Origin of the sequence: Intrasporangium sp. (assembly GCF_036566125.1) — a bacterium.
Lineage (GTDB): Bacteria > Actinomycetota > Actinomycetes > Actinomycetales > Dermatophilaceae > Intrasporangium.
The window spans coordinates 1-12605 of sequence record NZ_DATCWX010000072.1; the positions used below are offsets into that span (position 1 = coordinate 1).

The following is a 12605-nucleotide window of genomic DNA, read 5'->3' on the forward strand; positions in this document are numbered from 1 at the left end:
CTCGCGGTCGCGGAGGCCCTCGCGGCCGGGCCCCTCCAGGTCGCCATCGTCGGCGACGGGCCGACCGGCGCCGCTCTGGCGCGCACCGCGTGGCTCGCGTCGAGCCCGGGGCTGGTACTCGTCCACGGGGAGCCTGATGCGGCCGGGATCCCCCTGCTCGCGGATCGCCCTCTTGTGGGAGGTCACCCAGCGGCATACGTCTGCCGTGGTTTCGTCTGCGATCGCCCGGTGACGACAACCCAGGAACTCAGCCAAGCGCTGACCTGAGGCGACCGACGAGGAGCCGGTCCAGCGGCATACGGCAGGGGACGATTGACGGGACGAGGCACCCGCCCCGGGCGCCTTGCCCGCACGCCACAGGCAACCCCTCCCGTCAACCGTCCCACCACTGAGCACACACGACTGAGGCGCGGGGCGCGTCCAGGCAATCAGCTTCCGGTGTAGGCGGCCAGGCACCTCTGCGCGGCAGCCTCGGCGGAGGCACGGTCCTCGCCCGATGCGATCTGTGCCTCGGTCCAGGCGGCGACGCTGCGCTTCATGAACTCGAGGCCCTCGGCGCTCATCTGCCACTCGAGCGCCTCGGCGTCGTCCAGGTGCTCACCTGTGATCAGGTGCATCGATAGGCCGAGCAGCATCATGTCCCAGCCGATGCCGACGGCGCCGGGACCGAAGTCAGGCCACCGCTCGTCGACGTGCGCGATGTGCTCGACGCGCAGCCGGGACCCCTCGCCCTCCGTGCTGAAGGTGGCGACGACCCAGGAGACGCCCATGCCGCCGAACTCCCAGGTGAGGCGGATGCGATCCTGCGGCACACACTCCTCGATGGTGCCGCCGGCGTTGCCCTGAAGCTGGTAGTGGCCGCCCTCTCGCAGGTCGCCGGTGACCGGCATGAGCCAGCGCGAGATGCGCTCGGCCCGGGTGCAGGCGTCCCAGAGGTCGGCGAGCGGCACCGCGTAGGTCTGGGTGAGGACGACCGATTTCGTCTCCTGACCGTCACGGGTTCCCGTCGCGACGGCGCGGTCGACGGCCTCGAGCTGGTCCAGACGGTTGAGCGTTTCCATGGGGAACTCCTTTGTCGGGTGTGTTGTCTCGTTCGGGGTTGTCGGGTGGAGCCGGTGTCACCGGCGTCTGCGAGGTGGTGGCTCGTCGGCCGCGCCGCAGCTCGGTGCCCAGGGCATCGAGTCGCTGCGACCAGAAGGCCCGGAAGTGCGAAAGCCACATGTCCAGCTCCTCCAGCGGAGCGGGGTCAACTGCATAGATCCGCCGGGTGCCCTCGGCGCGGACCGTGGTGAACCCGTTGTCCCTCAGCACCTTCAGATGCTGGGAGACGGCAGGGTGCGAGATGCCGAACTCGTCGCCGATGACCCGCGCCAGCTCACCTGACGACAGCTCTCCCTCGGACAGGAGGACGAGCAGCCGCCGGCGAACCGGGTCACCCAGGACGTCGAGCGCGTGCATGCTCTAGTATTTTCATCATGGCTTAATTAAGTCAAGACCGAAATTACTACAGAACCGTCGACAGGTAGTCGGGCGCTGCCAGGGCGAAGGCCTCACGGGCCGGCTCGCCGCCGACGAACAGTGCGGTCGCCCAGATGTCTGCCCAGACGAGCTCCGGGCCGATGACGGTGACCGAGCCTGACCGACCGACGTACTCGCCGGTGGCCGGGTCGTACAGGTGGGCGCCACGGGCCGCCGTGCCAGAGGTCGCGACGGCTCCGTGCGTCATGGGGACCGTTCGAACGATCGCCGACCGGTCTCGTGGGTCCTCGATCCCCACCCGCCAACTGATCGAGCCGGAGCCGCTGAGCGGCACATCCGGGTGGGCGCCGATGAGCAGGTCCCCACCGGCATTGATGCAGTACGAGACGTCGGACAGGCCGGCCAGCTCTCGCGCGACCACATCGACGGCCCAGCCCTTGACCAGCCCGGTCGGGTCGAAGGCGAGCTCCCCTGCCCCGGTCGGCAGGAGCGTCGTGAACGCGCCGCCCGTCCGCCGCTCGGCCTGCTCACCGATGGCGAGCACCTCGCGTACCTCGACACAGCACTGCCCGATCGACACCTCCCCTCGTTGCAGCCGCATCACCTCGCTGTCCGGCCGGTAGGTCGAGAAGATGCCGTCCAGCCGTCGCAAGGTGGCATAGGCGGCGCGCACGGCCTCGACGGCACGCGGTCGCGAGAGCTCATGACCGCGCAGGTGGATGCTCACCGGCATGCCCATCACCTGCTCCACCCAGGCCTTGCGCTCCATAGGTGCCGCAGGGCTCGTCATCGTCGGTGTCGTCATGGCGCGCACCTCACAGGTTGGCCTGGTCGATGGCCGACTGAAGCGAGGAGGTGTAGCCCTCCCACGTCACGGTCGCCCCGGACACGGCGTCGATGGTGGCCGACTGCGCATCGACGGTCTCGGAGTTGTAGATCGGCACGGCCTGCGAGTTGATCATCTGGTCGTGCCGGTCCGCCATGGGGACCTGGATCGCGTCCGCAGCAGTGATTCGGCCGCCCTCGACCGTGATCTGCACCTGGACGACGCCGTAGGGAGTCATGACCTCCCCGCCGACGAACGTGCCGGACGATCCCGACTGCGAGCTCGAGGTGGCCGCCGACTGCCTCGTCGACGACGGCACCGCCGCGACGGAGGATCGCGACGTGTGATAGCTGAAGAGCAGGACCAGAACGGTCAACGTGCTCATGACCCAGAAAGTGATGCGTCGCATGGTGGTCTCCTCGTCGGGCTTGCGGCGGGTTCGGGTCGGTCCGGGGGACCCTGGTCGGGTTCGTTCAGTTGCTGAAGCGCTCGTGGTGGATGGCCTTGGGTGGCACCCCTGACTCCCGGGCGGCACGGATGACGAGGTCCATCCAGCGCGCACTGCCGCACACGTAGACCTCGCGGTCGGCGATGTCGGGCACGATCGTGCGCAGTGCCTCAGCGTCGTCCACGTGGGCCGCGCCCTCGGGGAGCCAGCTGTGGCGACTGGCGGCGCGGTGACCGAGCACGGAGAGCACTCGAGCACCCTTGGACTCGGCCAGCGACACCAGCTCGTCCGTGAAAACCAGCTCGTCCCTGCTGCCCGCGCGATACAGGACCACCGTCCGGTCGGCCCCCGCCGGCAGTTCCTCGAGGAGGGCTCGGAGCGGAGTGATGCCGATGCCCGCGCCCATGAGCAGCCACTTCTCCCGGACCGCCACCCCGGCGTGGAGCCGTCCGTAGGGCCCTTCGAGGAGCACCTTGGTGCCGGGTCGCAGGCGCGCGAGTCGCGCGGATGAGTCGCCGACGACCTGCGCGCTGATCCGCAGCGTCCGGCCGTCTGGAGCCGCTGACAGGGAGTAGGGGTTCGCCCGCGTCCAACCCGGGACACCGAGGAAGCGCCACTGGAAGAACTGCCCCGCCCGAGCCGGCAGCCGATCGAGATCGCGACCCTCCATGACGACGGACACGACGTCTGGCGACTCGGCCACCACCTCACTGACGACGAGCGCATGACGGCGGGAGCGGATGAGCGGCAGGACGACACGGAAGGCGACGACGGAGGCGAGCACAGCGGCATACAGCCCCCACCAGAACACGGTCGCGACGGTGCTGGCACGGAAGTCCTGGCCCGCCCACAGCTGGTGCGGAAGCGCCAGCCCGGCACCGAGGTAGGCGTAGAGGTGCAGGAGGTGCCACGACTCGTAGCGCAACCGAGCGCGTGCCCTCCGGACGGACGTGGCGACGACCATCACGAGAGCAACCGCGCCGGCCAGGGCCAACAGCATCCCCGGCGAGCCCAGCACCTCGTCGAGGAAGGTGGTGATCACCCCGGCTCCCGTGCCCATCGCGTAGCCGAGGATCGTCAGCGCGATGTGCGCCAGCATGAGGTTGAAGGACGTGAAGCCGACGAGTCGGTGCACCCGGGCCAGCTCGTCCTGTCCCCACGCCTGCTCGACCCAGGGGATCCGGGCCATGACCGCGACCTGGATCAGGATGAGAACCGAGGCGAGCAGGCCGCTGAGACGCCCGACGCTGGTCACAGCATCAGAGGCGGAACCCATCAGTCCCCGCTCGCCCAACGCGCCGCCCCCGAGCCACAGGCCGACGACGAGGAGAATGAGCGCCCACGCGGTGATCGCGGAGGCATCGCGCCACCACGCCGGGACCCGGTTGAGCTCTACACGCTCCGCCAGCTCGGCGCCCGATGGGTCCCCCGGGAAAGGGGACGTTGCGTTGCTGGCCTGGGTCGAGGGACTCGTCATGCGTCGACTCTTCGACCGGGCCCTGTGGGTCTTCTGTGCGGTTCTACTGGCCCGTGTGTGAGTGGCGCTGCTCGCACCCCGTCCGGATCAGGACCAGAAGCCGAGGAGGCTGCCGCCGATCCGGATGATGAACGCCGAGACGATCATGACGAAGACGGCGCGGACGAAACCGCTGCCCCGCGCGACCGCCGTGCGGGCCCCGATGTAGCCTCCCGCGATGTTGCCCACCGCCATGACGAGGCCGACCTGCCAGAGGACGTGCCCGCCGGGGGCGAAGACGGTCAACGCGCCGAGGTTGGTGGCGAAGTTGGCGATCTTGGCCTTCACGCTGGCCTCGAGGAAGGTGTACCCGAGCAGCCCGACGAGAGCGAAGACGAGGAACGACCCGGTACCTGGACCGAGAGCCCCGTCGTAGACGCCGATGACGAAGCCGGTGACCATCGCGAGCGCGACGTGCTTGTGCCCGTGGAACCGCTTGATCGACTCCCGGCCAAGATCCGGCCGCAGGATCGTGTAGGCGCCGACGACCACGAGGAGCACGAGGATGATCGGGTAGAACGCCGACTTCGGGATGTGCAGCCCGATGACAGCGCCGCCGATGGCCCCGAGATAGGCGACCCCCGCCATCGGCAGCGCCGTCCGGAGGTCGGCGCCCACGCGCCGGAAGTAGGTCACCGAGCTCGTCGCCGTGCCGAAGATCGAGCTGACCTTGTTCGTGGCGAGCAGCTGCGCGGGGGTCGCGGACGGGATCCCGATGAGCAGGGCAGGCAGCTGGATCAGGCCGCCGCCACCGACGACCGCGTCGATCCAGCCCGCGGCGAGCGCAGCGACGCCCAGGAGGGCGATGACGCCCGGTGTCAGGTCCTCCGTCAAAGGAGGTTCCACGCGTCGACGATCGTCGCGATGTCGACGAGGTCGTGCGCAATGGCGTCGGGAGTCGCCTCATGCGACACCTGCTGGTCGACCGGGATCTCGGAGTGCGGGATCCAGATGGCCCGCATCCCGACCTGCTGCGGACCGTGCACGTCCTCGAAGGAGCGGTCTCCGACGTAGGCGCACTCCTCGGCGGCGACTCCCAGGGCACCAGCTGCATGGGCGAAGATCTCGGCCTGGGGCTTCACCCAGGGCACCTCGCTCGAGTAGACGTCTGCGTCGATGAGGTCAAGCACGCCGTCACGCTCGAAGATGCCCCGGTGGTAGTCGCGGTCCCAGATCGTGTTGGACAGCACGCCGATCCGGATCCCATTGGCCCGCAGTGTTTCCCAGAGTGGACCGATGGACGGGTCGGTGAAAGTGTGCGGCTCCCAGAAGGCACGGTAGGCCGCCGTGCCGGCCTCCGTCCGGGCGTCGCCGTGCGGCAGGCCGCACGACTCGAGGATCTCGTGGAGCCGCGCGCTCAGCCCCTCGGTGCGGCCACGTTTCCAGGCGAGGTCCTCAGCGGCATACAGCGCGCTCACGAGCTCGTCGCGCGAGCGCGCCCCGAGACCCGCGCCGTCGGCGAAGGCGGTCCATTGCGCACGCAGGTCGACCGTGTGCCACGGTGTGATCGTGCCGCCCCAGTCGAAGATGACCGCCCTGACGGGCGCCCTGCGGGGGTGGGCGGACGCCGATCCGGTCTCGGTCACGACCCCCGCACCTCGGCAACCACCGACTCGACGGCAGAGTCCAGAGCCACCTCGCGGCGCTCACCCGAGCGGCGGTCCTTGATCTCCAGCCTCCCCTCGGCGAGGCCGCGGCCGACGACGACGATGGTCGGCACCCCGATGAGCTCGGAGTCCTTGAACTTGACGCCCGGGCTGACGCCCCGGCGGTCGTCGACGATGCACGTCAGACCCCGCGCCTCGAGCTCACGCGCCAGGTCCTCGGCGGCCGCGAAGAGCGACTCGTCCTTGCCCGCGGCCACGATGTGGACATCCGCCGGCGAGAGCTCACGAGGCCAGATGATGCCGGAGTCGTCGTAGTTGCCCTCGACGACGCAGGCCACGGCACGCGAGACGCCGACGCCGTAGGACCCCATCACGACCGTCGTCAGCTTGCCGTTCTGGTCGAGCACCCGGAGGTCGAGCGCCTCCGCATACTTCTTGCCGAGCTGGAAGACGTGGCCCATCTCGATGCCGCGCGCCCCCTCGAGGACGTGGTCACAGTTCGGACAGGGGTCACCGAAGCGCACCTCGGCCGCCTCGATCGTCCCGTCACCGGTGAAGTCACGCCCGACGACGAGGTCGAGGACGTGGCGCCCCGGCTCGTTCGCGCCGGTCACCCACCGCGTGCCCTCGGAGATCCGAGGGTCGAGCAGATAGCGGATGCCCGTCGTGCCCTCGGTCCCGAGCGCGCCGGGGCCGATGTAGCCCCTGACGAGCCCGGGGTGTTCGGCGAACGCCTTCTCGTCGAAGGCCTCCACCTCGGCCGGCTCGACCTGGGCACCGAGCCGCTTCTCGTCGACTTCGCGGTCGCCGGGTATGCCGATCGCCAGCGGCTCGCGAGTGCCGTCGGGGTGGACGAGGGTGACGACGACGTTCTTCAACGTGTCGCCGGCCACCCACTGGCGGTCCGAGCGCGGGAAGTGCTCGTTGAGGTGGGCGACGAGGGTCTCGATCGTCGGCGTGTCTGGCGTGTCCTCGGCATGGGCAGCCGGCACCCCGTCCCACCCGACCGGCTCGGGGACCGGGACCTTGACCGCCTCGACGTTGGCGGCATAGCCGCAGTTGGTGCAGTGGACGTAGGTGTCCTCGCCCACCTCGGCGGTGGCGAGGAACTCCTCGCTCTTGGACCCGCCCATCGCACCGGCCATCGCCTCGACGATGACGTAGTGGAACCCGAGACGGTCGAAGATCCGCACGTAGGCGTCGCGGTGGGCCTGGTAGCTCTTGTCCAGGCCCGCCTCGTCGATGTCGAACGAGTAGCTGTCCTTCATGACGAACTCCCGCGCGCGGAGCAGGCCGGCGCGCGGGCGGGCCTCGTCGCGGTACTTCGTCTGGATCTGGTAGATCGACAGCGGCAGGTCCTTGTAGGACGAGTAGAGGTCCTTCACCGTGAGGGTGAACATCTCTTCGTGGGTCGGCCCGAGCAGGTAGTCGGCCTTCTTGCGGTCCTTGAGCCGGAAGATGTTGTCGCCGTACTCCAGCCACCGGCCGGTCGTCTCGAAGGGCTCCCTGGGCAGCAGGGCCGGGAAGAGCAGCTCCTGGGAACCGATGGCGTTCATCTCCTCGCGGACGACCTGCTCGACGTTGCGCAGCACGCGCAGGCCGAGCGGCAGCCACGTGTAGATGCCCGGGCTGACCCGACGGATGTAGCCGGCGCGGACGAGGAGCCGGTGGCTCGGGACCTCAGCGTCCGCCGGGTCCTCGCGCAGGGTGCGCAGGAACAGGGACGACATGTGCAGGACCACGGGCGGGCTCCTCGGGACGTGGTGGGCAGGGAGGTTGACGACGGAAGGATATCTGGCGTATGCCGCTGGGCTCGCTTCCGTTTCTCCAGCAGCGGGTGCCCCCACGGGTCACCAGGCGGACGGCGCCCAGCGGGCGCCGGGGCTGCGCCTAACGTCGTGCGTCATGGGCGACGTCTACCTCCATGGCCACCATCCCAGCGTCATCGCGTCCCACGGCGTTCGCACCGCCGCCGACTCAGCGGCATACCTGCTCCCCCACCTGCGCGAGGGCGCGTCCGTGCTCGACGTCGGCTGCGGCCCGGGCACCATCACGCTCGACCTCGCCGAGGCGGTCGGGACCGGACAGGTGATCGGGATCGAGCCGGTCGAGGAACCCCTCGTCGATGCCCGCCGCAACGCGGCCGCCCGTGGGGACACACGGACGGAGTTCCTGCGCGGAGACGTGTACGAGCTGCCTTGGGACACGGGCGCGTTCGATGTCGTACACGCCCATCAGGTCCTCCAGCACCTGGTCGACCCCGTGGACGCGCTGCAGGAGATGGCCCGGGTCACCCGATCGGGCGGCATCGTGGCGTTCCGGGACGTCGACTACGCCTCGATGGTCTGGTACCCCGAGTCCAAGGGGATGACCCAGTGGCTCGATCTCTACCGCCGGCTCGCGCGAGCCAACCACGCGGAGCCCGATGCCGGGCGGCGGCTGCTCGCGTGGTCCCACGCGGCAGGTCTCGAGGACCTCGCCCCCTCGGCGTCCTTGTGGACGTACTCGACTCCCGAGCAGATCGCGTGGTGGGGCGGGGTCTGGGCGCGTCGCAGCCTCGAGTCGAGATTCGCGAGCCAGGCGATCGACCGCGGCCTCGCCGACCGAGCCGACCTGGAGCGGATCAGTCAGGACTGGACGGCGTGGTCGCGACACCCCGATGCCTGGTTCGCCATGACGCACGGCGAGCTGGTCGCCACGGTGCGGCGGCCCTAGCGAGCCACCGAGGCCTCCCGGTCCAGCCAGTCGAGCTTGTCGGGGTTGGCCACGGAGTAGACCCGGGTGATGCGCCCCTGCTCGATGGTCAGCGAGACCGCCGCGGCGATCTCGCCGCCCACCTCGAGCAGGACGCCGAGCCCGCCGTTGACCCGGGCCGCCCTGGCCTGCGGATGGAGTTCGGGGTACTTCGCCAGGCTGCCCTGCAGGAACGCGACGAGCCGCTCGGCCCCGAAGAGCGGTCGCAGCGCCGCCCCGCGCACCTTCCCGCCGCCGTCGGACACCGCGACGACGTCAGGGGCGAGGACGTCCATGAGTCCCTGCAGGTCGCCGGTGTTGAACGCCTGGAGGAACCGGTCGCGGACACGCTCCTGCTCCGTGCGGTCGACGCTCATCCGAGGGCGGCGTGCGGCGACGTGCTGCCGCGCGCGGCGGGCGATCTGGCGCACCGTGGCCTGCGTCTTGTCGACGGCGTCCGCTATCTCGTCGTAGGGCACGTCGAAGACCTCGCGGAGCACGAAGACGGCCCGCTCGGTCGGCCCGAGCGTCTCGAGGACGGTGAGCATGGCCATCGACAGGCTCTCCGCCAGCTCGATGTCCTCGGCCACGTCCGGGCTGGTCAGCACGGTTTCGGGCAGCCACTCGCCCGTGTAGTCCTCACGCCGCCGCGCGACGGCGCGGAGCTGGTTGAGGCCCTGCCGTGTCACGATGCGCACGAGGTAGGCGCGCGGGTCGCGCACCTGGGTCCGGTCGACGTTCGACCACCGCAGCCAGGACTCCTGCAGCACGTCCTCGGCGTCGGCCGCCGAGCCGAGCAGCTCGTAGGCGATGGTGAAAAGCAGCGGGCGGTGGGTGACGAACGGGTCGGCATCCATCACACGAGCCTAGGCGCGCGAGACGTCGGACGGCTGCGGCTGGGACGCCACCGGTGGCAGGGGCGGCAGGCCGCAGGCGTCCGAGAAGTGCTCGGAGCGGATGCCGAGCGCGACGTTCCCACGAGCCGTCGCGTTCATGAGGCCGACCCGGGCGTTCAGCTCGAGCAGGGCCGCAGGCCCGAGCTCGGCGAGGAGCGCGTCCGAGAGCTCGTCGGTCACCGCGACGGGCGTTTGGCACATCGCGTCGGCATATTCCATGACACGCCGCTCGATCGGGGTGAAGACCGTGGACTCCCTCCAGCGCGGCACCTCCCGGGCCTTGGTCTCGTCGAGCCGGTGGTTGCGGGACATGAAGTAGTGCAGGTCGAGGCAGAAACTGCAGCCGATGCTCGCAGCGGCGGCCATCGACGCGAGGGACGCGAGGTTGGCGTCCAGGACATCCCACTTCTCGGACTTCCGCCCGACCGCCATGAGGTCCATCATGACGCGGCGGTTGTGCCACATGACCCCGAGCGAGTCGGGCACCTTGCCAAGGAGCCGACGGGCACCAACCTTCATCAGCGTGCCGTAGACGCCCGTGACCTCGACTGCGGGAATCCGCGTGGTGTCGTTCATGTCTCCTCCTTGGTCTGTGCAGGTCTCGGATCGACCCGTTGACATGGAGACACCGACCGTCCGACGTCCGTGACACTCGTCGGCTGACAAAACGAGGTGCCGCTTGTCGTCGATGCTGGGACATTGGGCCGTATGCCGCTGACCTCCATCTCGTTCCAGTGCACGCACGACCCGGCTGAGGCCAGGACGTGGTTCGCCGCGCTCATCGAACGCCAGCCGATCGCGCTCTCGGTGGTCGCCAGCGTGACCGAGGTGTGCATCGCCGAGCCGTCCCGCTACACCGGCCCGCGATGGTGGGCCGGGACTCGCGAGGAGGACGAGGTCGTCGCAGCCTTCATGCACACGCCGCCGTTCGGGCTCCACATCGGGCTGGCCACGCCTGAGCAGGCCCGCGACCTCGCTGATCGCCTCGCGGCGGAAGGGGACGAGCTGCCAGGGGTCGGAGGCATGCGGGAGCCGGCCGAGGCGTTCCGCGACGTCTGGGTCACGCGGACCGGTGTCACGGCCACGACAGAGATGGAGGTCGGCGCCTTCGACCTGCCGTCCCGACCGGTGCTCCGTTTCACGGTCCCGGGCGAGTACCGCCACGCCCGCCCGGACGACCAAGCGCTGGTCGACCGGTGGGCCCAGGACTTCGTCGACGCCATCGAGGCCCGGCCCCGCTCGGCGCCAGCGCTCGGGCGGCACGTCTCGGCGGGCAGGGTCGGCCTGTGGATCGACGGTGGACAGCCGGTCTCGATGGCTTACGCATCGACGGCGAGCGGCGGCGTCACGCGCGTCAGCGGGGTGTGGACCCCGCCGGAGCTCAGGGGGCGCGGCTACGCCAGTGGGGTCGTCGCCGCGCTCAGTTCGGAGCGGATGGAGGCAGGCGAGCGCTGCATGCTCTACACCGACCTGGCGAACCCGACGAGCAACAAGATCTACCAGGCGATGGGCTACCGGCGCATCGGTGACAACATCACCGTCGCGTTCTCCTGAGGCGGCCGTCCCGAGGTCGGCGGGCGACCACGATCGAGTGAACGACTTTCGAGGTCCGGACCACCCCGAAGCTGTTCACTCGATCGGAAGGGTGCCGTGGGCCGTGTGCAGCACCCCTGACTCCAGTGGTGCCACGTCACAGAGGGAGGCGCGCATCGGTGGGCTGCCGCTGATCGGGTCGCCGGGACTCTGGCGCAGCACGAGGTTGAGGTTCGCACTGGGACCGGATGTGTCGCGGCCGAAGGGCGGATAGCCGGGCAGTCCCAGCTCGTCGCACGCCTGCCACCAGCCGTGCTGGGCACATACGACGTTCGTCGCGAGGTTCGCGTTGAACTTGGCCCGCGCCCGGATCTCACCGTGGGGAGTGGAGATCCGGACCCAGTCGCCCGCGCTGATGCCGCGCGCCTCGGCCGTGGCGGGATGGAGCTCGACAGGAGGGTCGGGGACGCTCTTGCGCAGGCTCGGGATGTTGCGGTGCTGTGTCTCGCAGAACCAGAGCGACTTGGCGCAGGTGAGAACGAGCGGGAACCGCTGCGCCAGGTCAGGATCGGATGCCGGGCTCAGCGCCGGCTCGACGAACTCGGGCACGGGTGCGTAGCCATGCTCGGCGAAGACGTCGGAGAACAGCTCGACCCTGCGCGAGGGGGTGTTGAAACCGCGTGGCCGGGAGCCCTCGGACTCGGCGTACTTCTCGTGCCGGGTCGTCAGGGGCAGCCGGACGCCGGCCGGCTGGGCGCGCAACTGCTCGAGCGTGACGCCGCTCGGGGCGAGCTGATGTCGGAGCCCGGCATCGACGTCGCCGTCCCAGAAGTGTCGGCCCAGACCAAGTCGATGCGCGAGGGCGAAGACGACCTGGAGGTCGGATCGAGCCTCGCCCGGCGGGACCGAGACGGGTCGGCGGAGCTGCACGAGGGACTGTGCCTCCTGGCTGATCTCGAAGCCGACCTTGAGCCCCTCGGCCTCGAAGGCGCTCGTGACCGGGAGGACGATGTCTGCCAGCTCGGCGGTCGGGCTCAGGAACAGGTCTGCGTGGACCATGAAGTCCAGCGCGCGCAGCGCGTCGCGGCCTCTGGCGGTGTCGCCATGGGCCATGACGAGGTTGGCACCGAAGTTGACCAGTCCCCGGATGCGGTAGGGAGTGCCGTCCAGGGCAGCGGAGAAGAGCGCCTCACCGGTGACGAACTCGAACCTGGCCGGTCCCAGTGGCCGGTCCGCGAGTCCGACGGTCTTGGCACGTTGCTCGGCCGGCAACAGCTCCGCCCCGTCGATCCCATGGGTCGGGACGCTGGTGAACAGGACATTGCCGCCCGGTCGGTCGAGCGACCCGGTCAGCGCGTAGAGGATGTCGATTGCCCGGACGGTCTGGGTGACGTTGCCGTGCTGCTCGAGACCGCTCCACGCGTAGAAGGCGACGGGTCGGACGCTCCAAAGCGTCTCGGCCACCGCGATGATGTCGTCCGCCGGCACCCCGGTGATCCGCTCGGCCGCGGACGGCTCCAGCTCGCGGCACGCGCTGGCGAGGACCTCGAGCACGGGTCGGCACCGC

At 69.9% G+C, this 12605-nt stretch carries 13 protein-coding genes and 1 pseudogene; 3 read left to right on the forward strand and 11 right to left on the reverse strand.

The window, feature by feature from the left end:
• A pseudogene (locus tag VIR15_RS04170) lies at window positions 1-267 on the forward strand (hypothetical protein); the annotation flags it as partial.
• 161 nt (window positions 268-428) lie between these two features.
• Here the strand turns inward: VIR15_RS04170 and VIR15_RS04175 are convergent.
• From VIR15_RS04175 to VIR15_RS04210, 8 genes are all read right to left on the reverse strand, one after another.
• The gene (locus VIR15_RS04175) at window positions 429-1061 is read right to left on the reverse strand and encodes an SRPBCC domain-containing protein (RefSeq protein ID WP_331926214.1); all 633 of its coding nucleotides are present in this window, start codon (window positions 1059-1061) and stop codon (window positions 429-431) included.
• Window positions 994-1458: an ArsR/SmtB family transcription factor gene (locus tag VIR15_RS04180; RefSeq protein ID WP_331926215.1), complete on the reverse strand. Its 465-nt coding sequence runs from the start codon at window positions 1456-1458 to the stop codon at window positions 994-996. The genes VIR15_RS04175 and VIR15_RS04180 overlap by 68 nt, the downstream gene beginning before the upstream one ends.
• Before the next feature lie 46 nt (window positions 1459-1504).
• Entirely contained in the window at window positions 1505-2284 is a 780-nt protein-coding gene (locus VIR15_RS04185; protein ID WP_331926216.1) for an FAD:protein FMN transferase, read from the reverse strand.
• Between the two features lie 10 nt (window positions 2285-2294).
• The gene (locus VIR15_RS04190) at window positions 2295-2714 is read right to left on the reverse strand and encodes an FMN-binding protein (RefSeq protein ID WP_331926217.1); all 420 of its coding nucleotides are present in this window, start codon (window positions 2712-2714) and stop codon (window positions 2295-2297) included.
• Between the two features lie 64 nt (window positions 2715-2778).
• A complete protein-coding gene (locus tag VIR15_RS04195; RefSeq protein ID WP_331926218.1) occupies window positions 2779-4230 on the reverse strand; it encodes a ferredoxin reductase family protein in 1452 nt (483 codons plus the stop codon).
• An 87-nt stretch (window positions 4231-4317) separates the two neighbouring features.
• On the reverse strand, window positions 4318-5115 hold the full coding sequence (locus VIR15_RS04200) for a TSUP family transporter (RefSeq protein WP_331926219.1): 798 nt from the start codon (window positions 5113-5115) through the stop codon (window positions 4318-4320).
• On the reverse strand, window positions 5100-5855 hold the full coding sequence (locus VIR15_RS04205; protein WP_331926220.1) for an HAD family hydrolase: 756 nt from the start codon (window positions 5853-5855) through the stop codon (window positions 5100-5102). The genes VIR15_RS04200 and VIR15_RS04205 overlap by 16 nt, the downstream gene beginning before the upstream one ends.
• Window positions 5852-7618 (reverse strand): proline--tRNA ligase, encoded by a 1767-nt coding sequence (locus VIR15_RS04210; RefSeq protein WP_331926221.1) that lies wholly within the window; start codon window positions 7616-7618, stop codon window positions 5852-5854. The genes VIR15_RS04205 and VIR15_RS04210 overlap by 4 nt, the downstream gene beginning before the upstream one ends.
• Before the next feature lie 163 nt (window positions 7619-7781).
• On the opposite strand from VIR15_RS04210, the gene VIR15_RS04215 reads away from it, so the two are divergent.
• On the forward strand, window positions 7782-8591 hold the full coding sequence (locus VIR15_RS04215) for a methyltransferase domain-containing protein (protein WP_331926222.1): 810 nt from the start codon (window positions 7782-7784) through the stop codon (window positions 8589-8591).
• On the opposite strand, the gene VIR15_RS04220 is transcribed toward VIR15_RS04215, so the two are convergent.
• Both VIR15_RS04220 and VIR15_RS04225 read right to left on the reverse strand, forming a co-directional pair.
• Window positions 8588-9466 carry an RNA polymerase sigma-70 factor gene (locus VIR15_RS04220; RefSeq protein WP_331926223.1) on the reverse strand — a complete coding sequence of 293 codons (879 nt, stop codon included), beginning with the start codon at window positions 9464-9466 and terminating at the stop codon, window positions 8588-8590. The two genes, VIR15_RS04215 and VIR15_RS04220, sit on opposite strands and share 4 nt — an antisense overlap.
• 9 nt (window positions 9467-9475) lie before the next feature.
• Window positions 9476-10081 (reverse strand): carboxymuconolactone decarboxylase family protein, encoded by a 606-nt coding sequence (locus tag VIR15_RS04225; RefSeq protein WP_331926224.1) that lies wholly within the window; start codon window positions 10079-10081, stop codon window positions 9476-9478.
• 132 nt (window positions 10082-10213) lie between these two features.
• On the opposite strand from VIR15_RS04225, the gene VIR15_RS04230 reads away from it, so the two are divergent.
• A complete protein-coding gene (locus VIR15_RS04230; protein WP_331926225.1) occupies window positions 10214-11059 on the forward strand; it encodes a GNAT family N-acetyltransferase in 846 nt (281 codons plus the stop codon).
• A 75-nt stretch (window positions 11060-11134) separates the two neighbouring features.
• On the opposite strand, the gene VIR15_RS04235 is transcribed toward VIR15_RS04230, so the two are convergent.
• A partial coding sequence (locus tag VIR15_RS04235; protein ID WP_331926226.1) for a molybdopterin-containing oxidoreductase family protein occupies window positions 11135-12605 on the reverse strand: 1471 nt, incomplete at its 5' end.